The sequence below is a fragment of the Corynebacterium lizhenjunii genome, from assembly GCF_011038655.2.
GTDB lineage: Bacteria > Actinomycetota > Actinomycetes > Mycobacteriales > Mycobacteriaceae > Corynebacterium > Corynebacterium lizhenjunii.
The window spans coordinates 2,333,881-2,353,581 of record NZ_CP064954.1; the positions used below are offsets into that span (position 1 = coordinate 2,333,881).

The 19,701-nt window shown below is 63.4% G+C and carries 14 protein-coding genes; 5 read left to right on the forward strand and 9 right to left on the reverse strand.

The features are described from left to right. The first annotated feature begins 35 nt into the window (after positions 1-35). Both G7Y31_RS10705 and G7Y31_RS10710 read left to right on the forward strand, forming a co-directional pair. Positions 36-341 carry a hypothetical protein gene (locus tag G7Y31_RS10705; RefSeq protein ID WP_165007401.1) on the forward strand — a complete coding sequence of 102 codons (306 nt, stop codon included), beginning with the start codon at positions 36-38 and terminating at the stop codon, positions 339-341. Further along, positions 338-1,543, forward strand: coding sequence for an alpha/beta hydrolase (locus G7Y31_RS10710; protein ID WP_244977384.1), 1,206 nt, complete (start codon positions 338-340; stop codon positions 1,541-1,543). The genes G7Y31_RS10705 and G7Y31_RS10710 overlap by 4 nt, the downstream gene beginning before the upstream one ends. 99 nt (positions 1,544-1,642) lie before the next feature. Here the strand turns inward: G7Y31_RS10710 and G7Y31_RS10715 are convergent, their stop codons facing one another. The 5 genes from G7Y31_RS10715 to dnaK all read right to left on the reverse strand — a co-directional run bounded on the left by G7Y31_RS10715 (position 1,643) and on the right by dnaK (position 7,706). After that, positions 1,643-2,896, reverse strand: coding sequence for an MFS transporter (locus G7Y31_RS10715; protein WP_280527293.1), 1,254 nt, complete (start codon positions 2,894-2,896; stop codon positions 1,643-1,645). A 340-nt stretch (positions 2,897-3,236) separates the two neighbouring features. Further along, on the reverse strand, positions 3,237-3,653 hold the full coding sequence (locus tag G7Y31_RS10720; protein ID WP_165007408.1) for a heat shock protein transcriptional repressor HspR: 417 nt from the start codon (positions 3,651-3,653) through the stop codon (positions 3,237-3,239). A gap of 9 nt (positions 3,654-3,662) precedes the next feature. Then, the gene (dnaJ, locus tag G7Y31_RS10725; protein WP_165007411.1) at positions 3,663-4,850 is read right to left on the reverse strand and encodes a molecular chaperone DnaJ; all 1,188 of its coding nucleotides are present in this window, start codon (positions 4,848-4,850) and stop codon (positions 3,663-3,665) included. A gap of 172 nt (positions 4,851-5,022) precedes the next feature. Then, positions 5,023-5,838, reverse strand: coding sequence for a nucleotide exchange factor GrpE (gene grpE, locus G7Y31_RS10730; protein WP_165007413.1), 816 nt, complete (start codon positions 5,836-5,838; stop codon positions 5,023-5,025). Between the two features lie 5 nt (positions 5,839-5,843). Next, complete coding sequence (dnaK, locus tag G7Y31_RS10735) at positions 5,844-7,706, reverse strand: molecular chaperone DnaK (RefSeq protein WP_165007416.1); 1,863 nt, start codon at positions 7,704-7,706, stop codon at positions 5,844-5,846. Positions 7,707-8,652: 946 nt separating this feature from the next. Between dnaK and G7Y31_RS10740 the strand changes: the two genes are divergently transcribed. Further along, a complete protein-coding gene (locus tag G7Y31_RS10740; RefSeq protein WP_165007419.1) occupies positions 8,653-12,129 on the forward strand; it encodes a bifunctional proline dehydrogenase/L-glutamate gamma-semialdehyde dehydrogenase in 3,477 nt (1,158 codons plus the stop codon). A 140-nt stretch (positions 12,130-12,269) separates the two neighbouring features. On the opposite strand, the gene G7Y31_RS10745 is transcribed toward G7Y31_RS10740, so the two are convergent. Beyond that, positions 12,270-13,454, reverse strand: coding sequence for a hypothetical protein (locus G7Y31_RS10745; RefSeq protein WP_165007422.1), 1,185 nt, complete (start codon positions 13,452-13,454; stop codon positions 12,270-12,272). A 207-nt stretch (positions 13,455-13,661) separates the two neighbouring features. Here G7Y31_RS10745 and G7Y31_RS10750 point away from each other — a divergent pair, with 207 nt between their 5' ends. After that, a complete protein-coding gene (locus G7Y31_RS10750; protein WP_244977385.1) occupies positions 13,662-15,239 on the forward strand; it encodes an AI-2E family transporter in 1,578 nt (525 codons plus the stop codon). On the opposite strand, the gene G7Y31_RS10755 is transcribed toward G7Y31_RS10750, so the two are convergent. Then, positions 15,236-15,859, reverse strand: a complete 624-nt coding sequence (locus G7Y31_RS10755) for a nucleosidase (RefSeq protein WP_244977386.1) — start codon at positions 15,857-15,859, stop codon at positions 15,236-15,238. The two genes, G7Y31_RS10750 and G7Y31_RS10755, sit on opposite strands and share 4 nt — an antisense overlap. 348 nt (positions 15,860-16,207) lie before the next feature. Between G7Y31_RS10755 and G7Y31_RS10760 the strand changes: the two genes are divergently transcribed. After that, positions 16,208-17,284 carry an HNH endonuclease signature motif containing protein gene (locus G7Y31_RS10760; RefSeq protein WP_165007424.1) on the forward strand — a complete coding sequence of 359 codons (1,077 nt, stop codon included), beginning with the start codon at positions 16,208-16,210 and terminating at the stop codon, positions 17,282-17,284. A 222-nt stretch (positions 17,285-17,506) separates the two neighbouring features. Here G7Y31_RS10760 and G7Y31_RS10765 read toward each other — a convergent pair whose 3' ends face one another. Together G7Y31_RS10765 and cysD are read right to left on the reverse strand one after the other, a co-directional pair. After that, a complete protein-coding gene (locus tag G7Y31_RS10765; protein ID WP_165007427.1) occupies positions 17,507-18,787 on the reverse strand; it encodes a sulfate adenylyltransferase subunit 1 in 1,281 nt (426 codons plus the stop codon). Further along, on the reverse strand, positions 18,787-19,683 hold the full coding sequence (gene cysD / locus G7Y31_RS10770) for a sulfate adenylyltransferase subunit CysD (RefSeq protein ID WP_165007430.1): 897 nt from the start codon (positions 19,681-19,683) through the stop codon (positions 18,787-18,789). The genes G7Y31_RS10765 and cysD overlap by 1 nt, the downstream gene beginning before the upstream one ends. Positions 19,684-19,701 lie beyond the last annotated feature (18 nt).

The following is a 19,701-nucleotide window of genomic DNA, read 5'->3' on the forward strand; positions in this document are numbered from 1 at the left end:
TGCCGCCGCGTGCGCCGAGTGCCACGATGGGCGCCATGAATTCGATTAGCTTTAGCCATCTCGCCCCCGCGCTGCTGCGCCAGGCCCGCAACCGCCGCGTGCCAGACCCTGCCGCTTCTCCCCCGTTGCTTGCCGATGCCCCTCGCACCCACCGCACCCTGCACACCATCCTGTCCACGTGGTCTGCTCAGCTTGCCGATGCCGACTCCCAACTCCACGCTCACCATCACCGCCTGGAGGCCCTGGTGCATACCATCGTCGCTGAAGACGCCGCGCTTGCGCGGGCGTTGGATGCGAACTTAGACGGTTCATCGACGCCGGTGGCTGGGATTCGGCCATGATCCGGGCTGGGGTGGACCCGGGGCCCGGTACCGGCGTGGGCGCGGCTGCTTCCCTGCGTGGTGCGGCGGCACAACTGCGCTTAGCCGCCGGGGACCTGGAGGAGTTTATCGGCGACAGCCATCGGCTGTGGGTCAGGCTTTTCGCCGACTTGGAAGGACCAGCTGCCACAGCTGGGCGAGCAGCGCTAGAAGACACAGCGGGAAGGATGGGAAGCACCGCGGGAAGCATTGCTGCGGCGGCGGAAGTCCTGGAACGCTACGCGGTCCTTTATGCGCAACTGCACCGGGCCGCGGCGCTGGGCCAGGTCTCTGCAATTGCGGAAACCCTGGCCACCGTAGGCGCAGCAGTGGATTGGATGTGCGCGCGCGAGCTGGTACTGCTGTGCACGCCAATTCCACCGCCGCCGCCACAACGGCTGGAGGACTTCGATGACTTGCCGCTGGCGAGCATCGACGCCATTCAACGCGCTACCGCCCCTCCAGACATTCGCTTGTTTCTCGAAGCCAACCCAGACCTCATCGTCCTGGAAGCCAGCCCGGGGAGGTTGGTGGCGGTGGTGGATGGGGGCATCGGCAAGCTAGGGCACAGTGGGACGGCACCGGCAACGGTGACGACTTTTGTGCCCGGGGTGGGATCGAGTGAGGCGTCGAATTGGAACGGGCAGATTGAGCGCGCGCGGAAGCTGGCGCAGGCCACGGGCGGGCCAGCGGTGGCCTGGATGGGATACACCGCGCCGAGCAGCGTGCCGCGCGCCATTCAGACCGCGCCGGCAGAGGCCGGCGGGGCTGAGCTCGCGCGGTTTCAAGCCGCGATGCGCAGGCGGTGGCCGAACACTCGGCAAATTGTGGTCGGGTATTCCTATGGTTCCGTGGTGGCCGGGCACGCGGCAAGCCGGGGTATGCGGGCCGATGATGTGGTGCTGGTGGGATCACCCGGCGCCGGGGTGACCAATGCGCGAGCGTTTGGCGGGCGGGTGTGGACGGCGACCAACCGCGGGGACCCCATCGCGCTGGTGCCCGGCGCGCGCGGTGGGCCGCATGGGCCGGACCCGCGAAGTCGCAGCTTCGGCGCGCGTTCCGCACCGGGAGCGGGCAGGCGACCGGGCGACCACGGCTCTTATTGGCAGGACGCGGCGTTTGTGGACGCGGTGGGTTCCATAGCTCGAGGCCGCTGCGTGCCCGGGGACCGCGGGCCGGTGTAGGTTTCATGTGCGAGCGGGCTGCTCATGGGCTTTCAGGCAAAGGCGGGTGGACGGCTAGCTTGCTGGATCGGACGGCGGGCAGAGCCAGCGGGCGTACGGCTAGCTTGCAGGTGCAGACGGCGGGGTGACCGGATCGTGGACAATGTCGCGAAGCGCCCGGGAGGCAAAGACTACGGCAAGGCTTGCGACGCCCAACGCTACGGCAAGCAATATGGTGATGCGCCAGCCCACATGATCCAACAACACACCAGCTAAGCCGGCGCCGAGGATAGGAGTCAGGCCGATGATTAACCCGAAGGCGGCGCCCACCCGGCCTTGGAGGTTATCCGGGGTGGCGATCATCTGGCTGGAGCCCAATACGGCGTTGCTGGCGATTGTCGGCAGGGTCCATACTGCAAGTAGGGCGCCAACGACCATCCAATGGTCCATGATGCTCAGGCATGACATGACCACTGTGTTGACCGTGGCAGCCAGGATAAGGATCCGGTGGCTTGAGAGTGCTTTGCGTAGTCGCCCCGAAATAAGACCGCCGCCCACCATGCCAACTGAGAAACACGCGAAGACTGCGCCCACATGCCATGTAGGTTGGTCTGAATCCAAGATATTGAGCTCAACGGCGTTAATCACCAAAAAAGAACTCAGCCCGTCGAGTGTCCACAGCGCTAATATCGCGCGTATGCCGGGGTGGCGGGCTACCCACCGCAGTCCAGCGGTGCTGCGCTCCCAGAACTGCTTCAACGTATTGGCCACCCCGGGGGCTGCGTCATCGCTAGCCTCCGCTTCTAAGTCACCATGGATAAAGCGCGCGCCGATAGCGACGATGGCAAAGCCCAGGATGTCCACCACAAAGGGCAGCGCCCGCAACGCGGTAAAAAGGAATACCGATAACGGCGCGGCGGCGATCTGGATGATTGAATCGCGGGTTTCGTTGAGCGATAGGGCCTCGTTGAGCTCGCGATCATCGACAATGAACGGCAGGATGGCATTGGTGAGGTTGCCAAAGATTCCCCCGATGGCGCCGTACCCTACGGCCACTGCCACCAGCGCCACGAAACCCATGCGGTCCGCGAGCAAAAGCCCAACGGTGAGGACGGAAAGCACTATGCGGCACAGTGCATTGATAACCATCAGGCGACGCTTGGGGTAAAAGTCAACCACCCATGAGCCGCCAAGCATCGCGACAAAGCGCGCCAGGGCCATCAGCGCGGCAACGAAGCCGGTCTGCTTCACATCATTGGTCACAGAGTAGGCCAGCAGCGTCATCGCCGCGAACACAATCTGCCGGGCAATCTCCCCCGACATGTCCGCCACAAACCAGCTGCGGTAACTGGGGTTGGTTCTAAATAGTGCCAACGTGTTTGAGCTTTCTCTCAGGGCTCTTTCCGGGGCTGAACTCTAGATTCGCTCACTCTACCGGAATTGCGAACCACGATAGGGCGGGGTGCTGAAGACAGGATATGGGGATGATACCAGATATAGAGCACCCCAAAAGCTAGAACTGAGGGGGTGACGAACGACAGAGTCAGCTAGCGCGCAGCGCAAGCAGACGTGCAGCGCAAGCAGGCGTGCAGCGCAAGCAGGCGCGCAGCGCAAGCAAGCACGCAACACAAGACGGCGCGCAGCGCAAGTAAGCGCGCAGCCGCGCGGGGTGGTGGGGCACCCCGCGGGTTCGCGAGATCGCGGCGAAAGCGCGTTAGCGCTCGCGCTGGCGGCGCGGCTTCCACATCACCACCGAGGTCGAGCGCGGGACGTGGACCAGCTCGCCGCCGCGAGCACTGCGCGCGGCCTGAGCATTTTGGGCAGCTTGGGCGAGATCACGGCGCAGTTGGTGGACTTCTTCGAGCAGGGCATCGCGCTCGGCGGCGAGCTGGTCGCGCTGCTCGCGCAGCTGGATAATTGCCTTGATGCCAGCTAGGTTGACGCCCTCGTCTTGGGAGAGCTCCTGAATTTTGCGCAAGGTCGCAATGTCGCGCTCCGAATAACGGCGCCCGCCGCCGGAGGTGCGTGCGGGGGTGACCAGGCCCAGGCGGTCATAGGTGCGCAGGGTCTGCGCGTGCATGCCAGAGAGCTCCGCGGCGACGGAAATGACGTACATCTTGGAGTTATTCATGCTTGCCTCCTACTGGTTTCGCGCCCCGGCCCAGCCGGCGCGGGGGCTAAAGCCGGATTCCTTCTCCGCTTGCGCATAGGTGCGCAGGGCACTCATCGCACCGGCGTCCAGGCGCTCGGGTACGGTGACCTGCACTGTTACCAGCAGGTCGCCCGTGGTGCCGCCGCGCTTGCCGATGCCCCTTCCACGCACCCTTAGCGTCCGCCCGTCAGGGGTTCCAGGTTGGATTTTCAGCCGTACTGGCTGGTCCAGGGTGGGCACAGTGATGGTGTCGCCGAGGGCAAGTTCGGCAAAGGATACAGGGACGGTCAGCAACAAGTCATTGCCGTCGCGCTCAAAGAGCGGATCGGGTTTAACGGTGACGGAGACGAAGAGGTCGCCAGCGGGGGTGCCGTTGGGCCCGGCTTCGCCTTGGCCGGCAAGGCGAACCTTTTGGCCGTCTTCGACACCGGCGGGGATGCGCACGGTAATCGAGCGGGTGCGGTGCACGGTGCCGGTGGCGGAGCACTCTGGACAGGGGTCGGTAATTTTGTGCCCGGTGCCGTCGCAGTCGCTGCACGGTGCAGAAAAGCCGAAAGCGCCGCGGTTTTTACTGGTAAAACCGGAGCCGTTACAAGTTCCACATGTGCTGGGTGTGCCGGAGGTGGAGCCTGAGCCGTGGCAAGCGGTGCATGGGGCGTTGCCGCTTAGTTGGAGCGGGAGCGTGGTTCCTTTCGCCGCTTCGCGGAATTCCAGGGTGACGTCCGTTTCGACGTCTGCCCCCCGCGACGGCCGAGCTGCGTGGCCACTACCAGCGCCGCGGTTGAAAACGCCACCGAAGATATCCCCAAGACCACTGCCTTGAGCCGCTCCTCCAGCGGCGCCGAGAATGTCGGAGAGGTCGAAGTCCCGCGCGCCGCGCCCCGACGCCCGAAACCCGCCGGGAAAGCCGGCGCCTCCTGCCCCAAAGCCGCCGCGCGCAATCATGGCTTTGAATTCGTCGTATTCTTTGCGGTCTTGCGGATCCCCGAGGACTTCGTAGGCTTCCGCCACGCGCTTAAAGCGGTCCAGTTTGGCTGGATCATCCGGGTGGGTATCTGGGTGGTTATCGCGCGCTAGCTTGCGGTAGGCGCGTTTAATCTCATCTGCGGACGCTTTTTGGGAGACCCCCAGGTCCGCGTAATAGTCCTTTTCAGCCCATTCAGGTTTTGCACTCACTGGGCATCTCCCCCTTTCAGTGGAGTATCGGGAAAACTTTATGGCTAACTAAAATAAATTTATTCTAAAAAGTATGGCGCCGGGAGGCTCAGGGCCCGCCCGGCGCCGCTAACGGAGTTGACCGTCAGAGTCGACCGTAAGAGTCGACTGTCAGAACCAACCGCCGGGTGGGCTACTGCTCGCTCGGGGTTTCGACGCTGGCAGCAGGTGCATCAGCGATAATGACCATCGCGGTGCGGATGAGCTTGTCACCCACGCGGTAGCCACGGCGCAAGATGGTGCCCAGCACCTGTTCGCCGCCGGAGGAGAGATCCTGGACGGCCTCGTGAATCTCCGGGTCGAAGGCGTCGCCCTCATCGCCGAAAGACTCCACATTCTGGCCACGCAAGATGGCGCTCAACTTATCCGCAATGGCCTTGAGTGGGCCCTCATCAAGGTCGCCGTGCTGGCGGGCTAGTTCCAAGTCATCGAGGATGGGCAGGAACTCGCCCAGTACCTTAGCCTTTGCAGTTTCCACCACTGCCTGGCGCTCGCGTTCAGTACGGCGGCGGTAGTTGGTGTATTCCGCATTGAGGCGTTGGAGGTCCTCGGTGCGCTCGGCAAGCTGTGCCTGCAGCGCGGCGATAGCGTCGGCCTCGGCGGCGTCAGCTTCGCCTGTCTCAGCCGCGTCACTAGCAGCGTCAGCCCCAGCGACGGTGGCGTCGCTAGCGGCGTCGGCAGCGGCGTCAGCCGCTGCGCCGGTAGCAGAGTCAGGGAACTCGGCGTCGGCCAGGGCGGCCTCGAGGTCGGCCTCCAAGGTGGGGTCAAGCTCGGGCTCAGAAGGAGCTCCAGTGCCGGGCTCGGCGCCAGGAACCTCGGCGCCGGGAGCCTCGGCACCGGAAGCGGCATCGGCAGCTTCGGCAGCAGAAGCAGCGGCTTCGGCCTGCTCCGGGGAGGTAGCCTCCGGGTCTGTGTTATCCGGGTGGCCCGGATCCTGCGGGGTAGTCATGGAGATTACTTCTCTTCCTTGGTCTCGCCGTTGTCGGCGTCGTCCTCAACGACCTCGGCGTCAACCACGTTGGGGTCAGCGGCAGCACCGGCGGCGCCAGCAGCGGAGGCATCGGCAGCAGCCTCGGCAGCCTGGGCCTCATAGATCTGCTTGCCCATCTCCTGGGACTCGGTGTTGAGCTTTTCCACCGCAGCCTTGATGGCCTCGATGTCTTCGCCCTTGAGGGCCTCATCCACCTCATCGGCAGCTGCGGTGACCTTCTCCTTAACGTCCTCGGAGACCTTGTCAGAGTTCTCCTCCAGGAACTTGCGGGTCTGGTAGGCAGCGGACTCAGCCTGGTTGCGGGTCTCCTGCTCCTCGCGGCGCTTCTTGTCCTCCTCGGCGTGGGCCTCGGCGTCCTTGATCATGCGGTCGATCTCCTCCTGGGAGAGACCGGAGCCATCCTGGATCTTGATGGTGTTTTCCTTGCCGGTGCCCTTGTCCTTCGCAGAGACAGACACGATGCCGTTGGCGTCGATGTCGAAGGTGACCTCAATCTGCGGCACACCGCGCGGAGCCGGAGCAATGCCGCCGAGCTCGAAGGAGCCCAGCAGCTTGTTAGCCGAGGCCATCTCGCGCTCACCCTGGAAGACCTGGATCTGCACCGAAGGCTGGTTGTCCTCAGCGGTGGTGAAGGTCTCCGACTTCTTGGTGGGGATGGTGGTGTTGCGCTCGATGAGCTTGGTCATCACACCGCCCTTGGTTTCAATGCCCAGGGACAGCGGGGTGACGTCCAGCAGCAGCACGTCCTTGACTTCGCCGCGCAGCACGCCTGCCTGCAGGGCGGCGCCCACTGCCACGACCTCATCAGGGTTAACGCCCTTGTTCGGCTCGCGGCCGGTGAGCTCCTTGACCAGGTCAGACACGGCAGGCATACGGGTGGAGCCACCCACCAGGACCACGTGGTCAATGTCGGACAGGGACAGGCCAGCGTCCTTGATTACCTGGTTAAACGGTGCCTTAGTGCGGTCCAGCAGGTCCTGGGTGATGCGCTGGAACTCGGTGCGAGACAGGGTCTCATCCAGGAACAGCGGGTTCTTGTCAGCATCAACCGTGATGTACGGCAGGTTGATGTTGGCGGACTGGGAGGCAGACAGCTCAATCTTTGCCTTCTCTGCGGCCTCACGCAGACGCTGCAGGGCCATCTTGTCCTTGGTCAGGTCAATGCCGTTCGCAGACTTGAACTTCTCTACCAGCCAGTCCACAATGCGCTGATCCCAGTCATCGCCGCCCAGGGCGTTATCACCAGCGGTAGCCATGACCTCCACCACGCCGTCGCCGATCTCCAGCAGGGAGACGTCGAAGGTGCCGCCACCCAAGTCGAAGACCAAGATGGTCTGCTCCTGCTCGCCCTTTTCCAGGCCGTAGGCCAGGGCGGCAGCGGTGGGCTCGTTAACAATGCGCAACACGTTGAGGCCGGCAATCTGGCCAGCTTCCTTGGTGGCCTGGCGCTGGGAGTCCTCGAAGTAAGCCGGGACGGTAATCACGGCGTCCGTGACGTCCTCACCCAGGTAGGCTTCCGCGTCGCGCTTGAGCTTCATCAGCGTGCGGGCGGAAATCTCCTGGGAGGTGTACTTCTTATCATCAATATCAATGGTCCAGTCGGTGCCGATGTGGCGCTTGACGGAGCGGATGGTGCGGTCCACGTTGGTCACCGCCTGGTTCTTGGCGGACTGGCCCACCAGGATTTCCCCGTTCTTTGCAAATGCCACCACCGACGGGGTGGTGCGAGCACCCTCCGAGTTGGCGATAACAGTGGCCTCGCCACCTTCAAGCACGGAAACTACCGAGTTGGTGGTACCAAGGTCAATGCCTACTGCGCGTCCCATAATGTTCTCCTTTGTTGTCTGGGATTCGTGTTTTTGTTCAGCCACCCTTGCGGCGGCCTTGACTGTAGGTGACTCAACTTCCGCCGAGCACGTTGGCCACTCTAACAGAAGTCCGCGCCGCAGTTCCACAAACCTGAGCGCGTGCCACTCAACCCTTATAACGGCACTCCTTCCAAAGTTGTTCCCGGTACGCTCAACTTTTTGCTTGCCGATGCCCCCTTACCCCCATCCCCGCAGGTCATAGGCCCGAAAATTTTTCTGCCGGAAGTGGTGGAAAAGGTGAAAACCTGCGGGAGGGGGAAGGGGTGGGCTGGAGGCGAAAACCTGCGGGAGGGGGAAGGGGTGGGCTGGAGGGGGCATCGGCAGACTAGGGCGGGACGGCGGCAAACTTGGAGCGGCCGACGGCAAACTAGGAGCGGCCGACGGCGCGGCCCAAGGGGACCGAAGGCGCAGCGCGGGGCGAGGAAGAGGCATATTGACGCGGGGGCGCAAACGGGATATTTTTTAAGCGGCCTAAAGGTAATACGGAACACGTTTCCGCAGCAGGATAACTCAAGTAACCTGGGCCGTACCGGAACACGAACGCACAGGAAAGGGCACCCGCCGCGATGAATGCCGCAACGCATATGGCAACGCATATGGCTGAAGCGACACTCGCGCGCACCCGCCGCCAAGGCGACCGACCCCCGGTAAACCAGTACCTACAAGGGCGCACGCACCCGTGAGGCCCCCTCAAGTGCAGCCACTGCCCCGCCGCTAACGCGGCGCGCGGCAGAGCCAACTCTTACTGTCCCAATGCCCCAAACCACCACGGCCTGGCACGCCAGCCAGCAGCGTGGTGCACGTTATGGAGCTTTGAAAACCATTCCAAGCGCTTGACCGGCAACCGGGTACCGGAACGGGAACCGACACCGGGCGGCGCAACACTGTAGAGGTACGAACACCAATGACTGAACCCGCATACACCCGTCTGCCAGAATCCGACGACATGGACGCCATTGTTGAAGCCGCCGTAGAGCGCGCCCACAAGTGGCTCGCCGCCAGCGACGGCGAACAAGACAAAGGCACCGAGCAGCTAGCGGACCTGCTGCGCGACGAAGACGGCGTGAAGTTCACCATGGACTTCGTCGACCGCGTCATGCGCCCCGAAGACAACACCGTGGCCGCCAACGCCCTGCGTGTAGTCACCCAAGAATTTGATCCCTCCTTCCTGGGCCTTATCAACGGCACCCTGGTGGGCCTGGGCGGCTTTGTGGGCCCCATCCTGCCCAACCTGGTCATGCCGCTAGCCCGCCTGCGCATGCGCCAGATGGTGGGACACTTGGTGCTCGACGCGGAATCCGACTCGCTAAACAAACTGCTGGACAAGGCAGCAGAATCCGGCGAGCACCTCAACCTCAACCTGCTGGGCGAGGCCGTGCTGGGCGAAGACGAGGCCCGCTCGCGCGCACAGCGCACCCTGGACCTGATCAAGAACCCGCGCGTGACATATGTGTCCGTGAAGGCCTCCTCCATGGTGGCGCAGCTCAACCACTGGGACATCGACGGCTCCGTGGAGCGCCTGAAGGAGCGCCTGCGCCCGCTGTACGAAGAAGCAGTCTCGCGCTCCCCGCACGTGTTCATCAACCTGGACATGGAGGAATACCACGACCTCCACCTGACCATTCGCCTATTCAAGGAACTGCTGTCCGAACCGGCATTTAAGAACCTGGAAGCTGGCATTGTGCTGCAGGCCTACCTGCCGGATACGTTTGAGGCTTTGCAGGAGCTGGCGGAGTTTGGTGTGCAGCGCGTGGCAGAAGGCGGCGCGCCGATCAAGATCCGTATTGTCAAGGGCGCGAACCTTTCCATGGAGCACGTCCAGGGCGAAATCCACGGCTGGCCGGTGGCCACCTACACCGACAAGCAAGAAGTAGACGCCAACTACTACCGCCTGCTGGACTTCATTGTGCGCGAGGAGTACGCCGACGCCGTGCGCATTGGTGTAGCCACCCACAACCTGTTTACCGCCGCCACCGCCTACGAGCTGGCTAATAAGCGCGGCGTGGTGCGCATGCTGGACTCGGAGATGCTCCAGGGCATGTCGCCGGCCCAGCAGGCAGCCGTGCGCCAGGTCTACGAGGGCCGCCAGATCCTCTACACCCCCGTGGTGCACAAGGAAGACTTTGACGTGGCTGTGTCCTACCTGGTGCGCCGCCTGGAGGAGAACTCGGCGACGCAGAACTTCCTCTACGCGCTGTTTGCGCCGGAGGAAAAGGACGCGCTGAACGACAATCTGACCCCGATTGAGCAGCAGGAGCGCGTCTACCGCCGGGCGGTGGAGCGCCGCTGGGAGACCTTCGCTGGCCCCAACCGCACCCAGGACCGCGCCGCTGAGTCTGAAGCCGGCGAAGGCCGCCAGGCGCCGAAGACCGGGCGTTTTAGCAACGAGCCGGATACCGACCCGGCGCTGGCCGCCAACCGCGCCTGGGGCCTGGCTGCACTGGCTAAGGACCCGGGCCACCACGGCATCGACGAGGTCACCGACCCGGCCGAGGTAGAAACCGCCGTGGCCAAGGCCAAGTCCCTGGCCGCCGACTGGGCCGCCAAGTCCGGTGACGAGCGCGCCCAGGTGCTCGAGACCGTGGCCGACAAGCTGGCAGATAACCGCGACCGCCTGATCAACGTCGCCGCCTATGAGGCGAATAAGACCATTGACCAGACCGACCCGGAAATCTCCGAGGCCATCGACTTTGCCACCTACTACGCAGCCTCCGCCCGCCTGCTGGATGAAGCCCGCTCCGTGTTCACCCCGCACGAGGTCACCGTGGTGACCCCGCCGTGGAACTTCCCCATCGCCATCCCGGTCGGCGGCATGCTCTCCGCTTTGGCGGCTGGCTCCACCGTGATTATCAAGCCCGCCCCGCAGGTGGTGCACTGCGCCAAGCTGGCTGTAGAGTGCATCCATCTTGCCCTGGAGGAGCACGGCCTGGACCGCGACCTGGTGCAGCTGGTGCTTACCGATGAAGGCGAAGCCGGCAAGGCCCTGATCTCCCACCCGGATGTCGATGCCGTGATCCTCACGGGTGCTTCCGACACCGGCGCGCTGTTCCGCTCCTGGCGTCCGGAGATGAACCTCATGGCGGAGACCTCCGGTAAGAACGCCATGATCATCACTCCGGCCGCTGACCCGGACCTGGCCATTGCGGACCTGTACCACTCCGCCTTTGCTCACTCCGGCCAGAAGTGTTCTGCGTCCTCCCTGGTCATCTTCGTGGGTGCGGCTGGCACCTCTGACCGTTTGCGCAATCAGCTTCTCGATGCCGTCAAGACCCTCAAGGTTGGCCCCGGCTACGACATCACCACCACCATGAACGGCCTGGCAGAGGCCCCTGGCGAGAAGCTGCTGCGCGGCCTGACCACCCTGGAGCCGGGCGAGAAGTGGCTGCTCAAGCCGGAAAAGCTCAACGAGGAGGGCACCCTGTGGTCCCCGGGCATCCGCGATGGTGTCAAGCCCGGCTCCTGGTACCACCTCAACGAGTGCTTCGGCCCCGTGCTGGGCATCATGCACGCCGAGACCCTGGAGCAGGCCGTGGCCTGGCAAAACTCCACCGGTTACGGCCTGACCGGCGGCATCCACTCCCTCGACGACGCTGAGATCGAGTACTGGATCGACAACGTGGAGGTGGGCAACGCCTACGTCAACCGCGGTATCACCGGCGCGATTGTGCAGCGCCAGTCCTTCGGCGGCTGGAAGAAGTCCGTCATGGGCCCGGGCGCCAAGGCCGGCGGGCCTAACTACGTGGCCCAGATGGGCACGTGGTCTGAAGGCGAGCTCAAGCCGCGCAACGTTGACATCCAGGCTGCCACGGCCAAGAAGCTGCGGGGTCTGAGTGAGCGCCTGCGCGATGCCATCAGCGAAGAGGACATCGCCTGGCTGTGGCGCGCCGCTGAGCTAGACCAGCTGGCCTGGCAGGAAGAGTTCGGCCGCGAGCATGACCGCACCGGCCTGGTCTCCGAGGCCAACATCTTCCGCTACCGCCCGCTGCTGGACAAGCTGCGCATCCGCATCGGCGAAGGCTACGCCCTGCGCGACATCGCCCGCCAGGAACTGGCCGCCGCCATTACCGGCACCGCAGTGGAGTTCTCCGCCCCGGCTGGCATCGCTGAAGAGCTGAGCAAGCACGGCTTTAACGTCCGCACCCTGGACGCGGAGGCTTTTGCCCGCGAGCTCTCCCGCGCGGCTTCCTCGCGCGTGCGCGCCCTGGGTGCCGTTGAAGACGAAGCCCGCCTGGCTGCCGTGGAGTCCAACTCCGTCATCCTGGACCAGCCCGTGCTTGCCGATGGCCGCCGCGAACTGCTGCCCTACCTGCTAGAGCAGGCAGTGTCCATCACCATGCACCGCTTCGGCATCATTCGCTCCGTCGCCGGCATCGAGCGCTAAGCCCTAGCGCCCCGGCCGGGTTTCCGCCCGGTCGGGTTACTGGCCTTGCCGGGTATCTGGCCTTGCCGGGTTTCTGGCCCGGCCAAACCCCAGCCCCGCCACCCTCCGCGCCCCGGCCCGCGGGTGTTTACCCCGGGGGACTACTCCTGCCCAACCGCCGCGAATGCTTCCCCGCCGGCAATTTGTGCTGCCGCACCGCCAACCGCCCCAGTCATCGAAAACAAGGCGACGATCTCGGTTCTGTTTTCATCCCGTCCAGCATCGTATTGACTGCCCCACGCAACCACAGTGCTCGCAGTGAACGCTATCTGGTTCGCGACCAAACACAGCATCATAACGGCCACGAACACAAGGGTATCCCCCGTATGCTGCATTGCAACACCCACGAGCATGACGTTTGCCATGCCAAGAAAAGTGGCCAGCACCAGGACTATCCGGCCGGGTAGTCCTGAGAGCGAGAACTGGTAGCGGCGAACCAGGCTTCCCGAGGAAGCATTGACCGCAATTCCAGCGATAGAGGAAAACGCCAGCAACCAAGCTGCCCAAGCCCCGGCATCACTGACCACATACGGAACCATTGCTGGGCCGATTCCTACGACACCGAACGTAGTCAAAAGCAGCCACCACCTCCCCCACTCGCGCCGGGACAAAACGTTGAAAAACGGCAACGCACTGCAGCCCGATGAGCGAACAGAGTCATAAGTGCGAACTGCACCAGAGGCGGGAACCCCCGCAGTGGATGGCAAAGCAACTGTAAAGACACTACACATGCCGTACGCAGCTACTCCTACTACGGCAAGCGCAATGCTGACATTAACCGGCAAGGCTACAAGAACCCCAACCGCCAACGCGCCGAGGAAAACAGCCGACAGAGTTGCGGTGCGAAGCTTGGACTTAAAGCCTAGGAGCTCGTCCTTGGCCATTAGCGCCGGTGGCAGCGCACCGCGCAACGGCGAGACCAACCTACCGAGGAAAAATATCAACGCTATCGGGAGCGAAGAGCCGGGGACGCTAAAGTCCCCCACGCCAAGCAGCCCGTGGGCAAAACCAAGATAGACATAGCCGAGTACCTGGAGAGCTTGTATGAGACGGAGAGTCTTAACAATACTCACTCGATCAGCCAGCCGCGCCAGCAATACAGACGCAAACACCCCGGCCAGAGCGCTAATACCCACAACACGCATAGCCGTACTCGCGTCCAGGGCGGGACTATCCCCGATCAGAAATCCAATACTACCCACGAACAGCGATGTCGCAAAAGCATCCACTACGACGATAACCGCTATCAAGGCGGGGTACCCGACCATAAAGTTTCGAGCAGTCATGCCGTATCCTGCGGCTCATCCGTGTGAAGTACTCGGATCCAAATCATAGTTTTATTTACAATATAAGGTATCGTACATGCCGAAGATCTCACCCACAATTCCCACACCCAACAGACCCGCGCCCCACCCCTTCCACGCCGGAAATCTCAATAAGAAGATCCCGGTGCGCTAAAGCTGAAGCCGCCGGTTTATGGCATAGTATTCGACGTGATTTCGAATACGCCTAAAACCGCGAACGCGAACCGCAAAGAAGCGGTAGCGCAAGAGTCGCGTACCAACTCCGCGGACTTCCAACGCAAGTCCCGCGCCAGCCTCAACCAGCCGATTGTCGCGCAGGATAAGGAAGGCATTGGCTCCGGTGTCGCCGGCTCCGTCAACCGCGACCACAAGTCCGCCATCCTCGCCCAAGACTCGCGCACCATGGCCACAGTCGCGGCACGCTTCATCCTCATCGTCGTTGCCCTCGGCATCGCCGGCTACCTGCTGCGCTTCATCTGGACCGGCCTGCTGCCCGTCCTCCTTGCCCTGCTAATGACCACCGCCCTCTACCCCGTCACCGCCTGGATCCGCACCCGCCTGCGCTTCCCCGCCGCACTGGCCGCGGTAAGCACCCTGCTGGTGTTCTTCGGCGTCATCGGCGGCATCTTTACCGCCATGGCCCCTACCGTGCGCCGACAGGGAGCAGAACTGATAAGCCAGGCCGAAGGGGGCATCGCCCAGCTAGGCGGCATGCTGGACCAACTGCCCATCGACATCGAGGGCGACCAGGTCCAAAACGCCCTGCAGGACCTGACCAATGTGGTTAAGGGCCAGGCCTCCAACATCGCCACCGGCGTGATGACGGGCGTTTCCACCGCGTCGTCCATCATCGTGTGCGTGGTCATCATGTTCTTCCTGTCCTTCTTCTTTATCAAGGAAGGCGAACGCTTCCTGCCGTGGCTGCGCAAGTACACCGGCGCGACGGCTGGCTGGCACATCACCGAGCTGTGCAACCGCATTTGGAAGACCCTGTCCGGCTTCATTCAAGCGCAAGCGGCGGTGGCTATGGTCGACGCCGTGTTTATTGGTCTAGGCCTGTGGGTGCTGCAGGTGCCGCTGGCGTTTGTGATTGCGGTGATTACTTTCTTTGGCGGCTTCATCCCGATTATCGGTGCGGTGGTTGCCGGCGCACTGGCCGTGATTATCGCCTTGGTTTCCAAGGGGCTGACTACCGCGCTGCTGGCGTTGCTGGTGGTCATCGCCGTGCAGCAGCTGGAAAGCAACGTGCTGCAGCCGATATTGCAGTCCAAGGCCATGGGCCTGCACGCCACCGTGGTGCTGCTGTCTGTGACCGTGGGTTCGGCGCTGGCGGGCATTATTGGCGCGTTCCTGGCTGTGCCGGTGGCGGCGACCATTAGCGTGGTACTGCGCTACGGTGCGCTGACTACGGCCCTGCGCGCCGGCGAAGTGGACCCCTACACCGCGGAGATTATTACCGGCGCCCCCAAGGCCAGCCGCCGGGACCGCAAGGCTGATAAGGAATCCGACTTTGCCGATGAAGCCGCCCGCACCCTCCGCGAAGGCGCCACCGACGTTGCGGAGCTGGACCCCAACTCCCCGCGCGGCAAGATTCGCGAGCTCTACATCGCCATGTCCCCGAAGCACTGGCAGGCCCCTGAGCCTCCTGCAGAGTCTGCCGATGCCGGGCCTGCCGATGCCGCCGCAGCCGCCGCCGGGCCTGCTGGTGCCGGGTCCGCCGGGCCTGCTGGTGCCGCCGGTGCCGAGGGATCCGACGCTGCCCGCTAAGCGCGGGTGCTCGGGGTGGGGGTGATGAAGCCGGAGCGCACGCAGGCTTCTAGGAGCTCGCGCGCGGCTCGGCTCAAGGCGCCGTCCCAGGCGCCCACGGAGGACTCATTGGCGGGGTCGGAGACTTGTTTAAGCAGTGTCACCGGCACGTCAAAGCGCTGACATACGGCGGCAATGGCATAGCCCTCCATATCGCACAGGCCCCAGTCGCGCGCTAGGCGAGTGCGCGTGGCGGTATCGGAGACAAACATGTCGCCGGTGGCCAGGCTATGCGTGGGGTGGTCTCCGCTGGTGGGCAACATGATGGTTCGCGGTAGTAGGTAGCGTTCGATGTCGGAGAGCACTTGCAGGTGAAAGTCGTGCTTGGTCACGCGCTCGATTTCAAAGACACCATCGAGCCCATCGTGTAGGCCCCCAGCCGTGCCCAGGTTAACCACCCGCTGCGGCAGGGTGTTCTGCGCGCGGGCGGTGCTGAGGTATTCCGTTAGTGTTATAGCCGCCGGCAGCGTGCCGATGCCTGTTATTAGCCGCCTGGCCCCCTCCGGCAGGCCGGCGACCTCGGCGTCTACGGCGGCGACGAATAGGATGTCCGGGTCTGCTTGGTAGCTGGGTATGCTCACGTGCGGCTCCTTTGCTGTGGTGTGTATGGGTGCATTATAGGGCTGCCATAGGACATGCCCCAGCTTGCCGATGCCGCCACCCCTCCCGGTTTCCAAGCCCTGCCGCCTAGCTAAGCCCCGCCGCGCGGTTCAGTTCCTGCCCTGCCAGTTCCTGCCCTGTCAGTTCCTGCGCTGTCAAAAAGGGTGCGCCACAATAGTAGTGCGGGGCCCACACTGTCAAGGGTGCAGATTCTTTGCCTGTGGATAACTCCCAAAATCCGTCCCAAACTCTCGAAGTTATCCACAGATTTGGCCAATTCCAGAAAAACCTCTTGAAAGCCTTACGCAACCCACCTAGCGTCTGAGGGTATGAACAGCAATACAACCATTGACGCCTTCCTTGCAGGCCTAGGCCCTGCCATGGACTACCTCAGACTCGCAGCCGGGCTTAGCGCTGCCGAGCTAGAGGCACGCGGGGTATCACCTAAGACGGCTGCCGACATAGAACGCCTTTGCACGATGTATTTCGGGCAAACCACTTTTACCCGCCGGCAACGCCGGGCCATAGCCGGAGCACTCGCCCACGGCCACGGACTAGCCGAATTAGTACTCATTGAAGACGAAGTCGCCAAAGTCGCCGCCAAACTAGGCCAAGCTAAGCGCTGGGAGCTGCGCGAAAAACTTTGCCGCACCCCTTCCAGTGAGATTGAATCCGCCTCACGGACAATCCGCAGGCCCTGGCGCACTAAGCCAAAACCACCAGACGACAAGATCACCATTAGGCGCCACGCTAATGGCAAAGCCACCGTCTCGCTTACCGGCCCGGATGCACAAGTCACCGAGTTTGCTGCCTGCCTCAACCCAGAAGACCCTGCAGGCAGCCTGCGCGAAGTATTGGACGGCAACGCCGCAATCCCGCGGATACTGTACCTGCCGCTGATTACCTTCCGCGTGGAGGACTACTGTGAGCTGCTCGGCCGGCTCAAAGCGGCCGGGGATAACCCCACCGATGCCGATATTGTGGTGCGCGCCAGCAACGGAGTGCGGCTTACCGGCGCAGACCTAGCCGAGCGGTTGATTACTGACCGGGGGCTTATTGCTGCGGTAAGCCGGGAGCACGGGCCAGTGGACTTATACCGCTTCCAACGCTTTGCTAGTGCCAAGCAGCGTGCGATGTTAGCTGCCGAAAGCCCGGAGTGCTCCTGGTTAGGATGCACGGTGCCTTTTGATAAGTGCCAGATCCACCACCTGCACGCTTGGGCAGATGGCGGGGACACCAACGTGTCTAACATGACCCCGCTGTGCCCGCATCACAACGGAGCTAATGAGGACAATCCGCCCGGTGGTATCCCGCAGCACCGCGGGCGCATGGACCGCCTAGGTGGCCAGATTGCTTGGCTGCCACCCGGCGGCGGAGACCCGGTATTTACCAGCCCCACCACCTAAGTCCCCAGCACGGCACTGGTCGGCAGCAGCACCCGGGCCAGGCAGGCCACACAAGCCACCGGCAGACTGCGCGTCAGCGAAGCACGCCCACCAGACGCGAGCGGCACCGGCAAATGCTGCAAACAAATAGCCCCACGGCGCCCACAAAAAGGGCAGGCCGTAGGGGCTAGAGGCGCGGGGTAGGTGCAACCAAAGCCGCGACGCGGCGCGCGGGCGGAGGAATTAGCGCAGGCGCTGGCCCACAAAGCCCGCCGCCAGGGTGTTGCCCGTGCCCGGATCGATGAGCAAGAAATTACCCACCGCGCCGCGGGCGGCGTAGTCCTCGACGGGAAGTTCCAGCTGGGTTTGGATAGTCACGTGGGCGATCTCATTGAGCGTGGCCTTCTCCGGCGCCAGCGTATCCGCCACGCCGTCCAAGTCGAGGATGCGGTCCACGCTAGTAATACGCGCCTTGACCTGCGCGGAACCATAGCGCAGCGTCAACACCGCGCCCGGGACCAAGTCCTTTTCCGTAAGTACTACCGCAGTGGCGGCGAACTCGCGGCTTTCGGCCGGGCGGTCGCTACCGGCAATCAGGTCGCCGCGCGCCAAGTCAATGTCATCTGCCAAGCGCAAGACGATGGAGTCACCGACGGTAGCGGGGGCATCGGCAAGCTCACCATCAGAGGTATCAATGTGCTCCACGGTGGAGGTGCGCCCGCCGGGCAAGGTGACGGTATCGCCCACCGCCACCCGGCCGGCCTTCACGCGGCCGGCGTACCCGCGATAGTCAGAGGCGTGCTCGCGGATAACGTACTGCACCGGGAAACGGAAGTCCAGGTCCTCCGCGCGGCCGCCGCTCACCGGCGTGGTTTCCAGGACCTCCAGTACCGTGGGGCCGGTGTACCACTCCATATTGGTGGAACGCTCCACCACGTTATCGCCCTTGAGCGCGGAGATGGGCACCACCGTGGTATCAGTGATCTCCAGGCGGGTGGCAATACGCTGGAACTCCGCCTCAATCTCGCGGAAGACCGACTCCTGGTAATTGACCAGGTCAATCTTGTTTACCGCCAAAATCACGTGGCGCACGCCCAGCAGTGCCGCAACGTTCAAGTGCCGGCGGGTTTGCTCGACAACGCCGTGGCGGGCATCGATAAGCAGCACCACCACCTGGGAGGTAGACATGCCTGTCACGGTGTTGCGGGTGTACTGGACGTGGCCGGGAGTATCAGCAAGAATGAACGTGCGCTTGTCAGTGGCGAAGTAGCGGTACGCAACGTCGATGGTGATTCCCTGCTCGCGCTCCGCGCGCAAGCCATCCACCAGCAGCGACAAGTCCATGCCGTCGAAACCGCGGTCCGTCGAGGAACGCTCCATCGACTCCACCTGGTCCGCCAGCACCGACTTGGTGTCGTAGAGCAGGCGGCCCACGAAGGTGGACTTGCCGTCATCAACAGAGCCCGCCGTGCACAGGCGGAGAGTCTCGCGCTCCTTCAAGGCGCCAATGTGTGCGGTAGTCATCAGAAGTAGCCTTCCTTCTTGCGGTCTTCCATGGCGGACTCAGAGAGCTTGTCATCAGCGCGGGTAGCGCCACGCTCCGACAAGGTGGAGATAGAGATTTCCGCGAGGACCTCATCCGGGGTGCGCGCGGTGGACTCCACGGCGCCGGTGCAGCTCATATCGCCCACCGTGCGGTAGCGCACCGTCTTGACCTCCAGCTCTTCATCCTCGCGGGGCCCGCCCCACTGCCCCGCGGCCAGCCACATGCCGCCGCGGTTGAACACCTCGCGCTGGTGCGAATAGTAAATGGAAGGAAGCTCCAGCTTGCGCGCGCCGATGTATTCCCAAATATCGGATTCCGTCCAGTTGGAGATGGGGAACACGCGCACGTTCTCGCCGGCCATCTTGTTGCCGTTGTAGAGATCCCACAGCTCCGGGCGCTGGCGGCGCGGGTCCCAGCCGCCAAAGGAGTCGCGGATGGAGAAGATGCGCTCCTTGGCGCGGGCGCGCTCCTCGTCGCGGCGGGCGCCGCCGAGTACTGCGTCATAACCGCGCTCGGCGATGGTCTCTACCAGCGGCACGGACTGCAGCGGGTTGCGGGTGCCATCGGGGCGTTCTTGTAGCGCGCCGCGGTCGATCCAGTCCTGGACGTGGGCCACGTGCAGGCGGGCGCCGGAGTTACGCACCAGGCGGTCGCGGAATTCGATTACCTCCGGGAAGTTGTGCCCGGTATCAACGTGGATGAGTTCAAAAGGCACGGTGGCCGGGGCGAACGCCCGCCGGGCCAGCTCGAAGACGACAACGGAGTCCTTGCCGCCGGAAAACAGTAGGCCTACCTTATCGAATTGGCCGGCTACTTCGCGCAGAATGTGAATGGACTCATTTTCTAAGTCCTTCAGGTGTGGGGAGAAAGTCATGGTGTGTGTGGTGTCCTA

Excerpts from the sequence above, each read along its gene's own strand:
- G7Y31_RS10705 (WP_165007401.1), top strand. The coding sequence starts at position 36 with ATGAATTCGATTAGCTTTAGCCATCTCGCCCCCGCGCTGCTGCGCCAG.
- G7Y31_RS10710 (WP_244977384.1), top strand. The coding sequence starts at position 338 with ATGATCCGGGCTGGGGTGGACCCGGGGCCCGGTACCGGCGTGGGCGCG.
- G7Y31_RS10720 (WP_165007408.1), bottom strand. The coding sequence starts at position 3,653 with ATGAATAACTCCAAGATGTACGTCATTTCCGTCGCCGCGGAGCTCTCT.
- grpE (WP_165007413.1), bottom strand. The coding sequence starts at position 5,838 with ATGACTACCCCGCAGGATCCGGGCCACCCGGATAACACAGACCCGGAG.
- dnaK (WP_165007416.1), bottom strand. The coding sequence starts at position 7,706 with ATGGGACGCGCAGTAGGCATTGACCTTGGTACCACCAACTCGGTAGTT.
- G7Y31_RS10740 (WP_165007419.1), top strand. The coding sequence starts at position 8,653 with ATGACTGAACCCGCATACACCCGTCTGCCAGAATCCGACGACATGGAC.
- G7Y31_RS10745 (WP_165007422.1), bottom strand. The coding sequence starts at position 13,454 with ATGACTGCTCGAAACTTTATGGTCGGGTACCCCGCCTTGATAGCGGTT.
- G7Y31_RS10760 (WP_165007424.1), top strand. The coding sequence starts at position 16,208 with ATGAACAGCAATACAACCATTGACGCCTTCCTTGCAGGCCTAGGCCCT.
- G7Y31_RS10765 (WP_165007427.1), bottom strand. The coding sequence starts at position 18,787 with ATGACTACCGCACACATTGGCGCCTTGAAGGAGCGCGAGACTCTCCGC.
- cysD (WP_165007430.1), bottom strand. The coding sequence starts at position 19,683 with ATGACTTTCTCCCCACACCTGAAGGACTTAGAAAATGAGTCCATTCAC.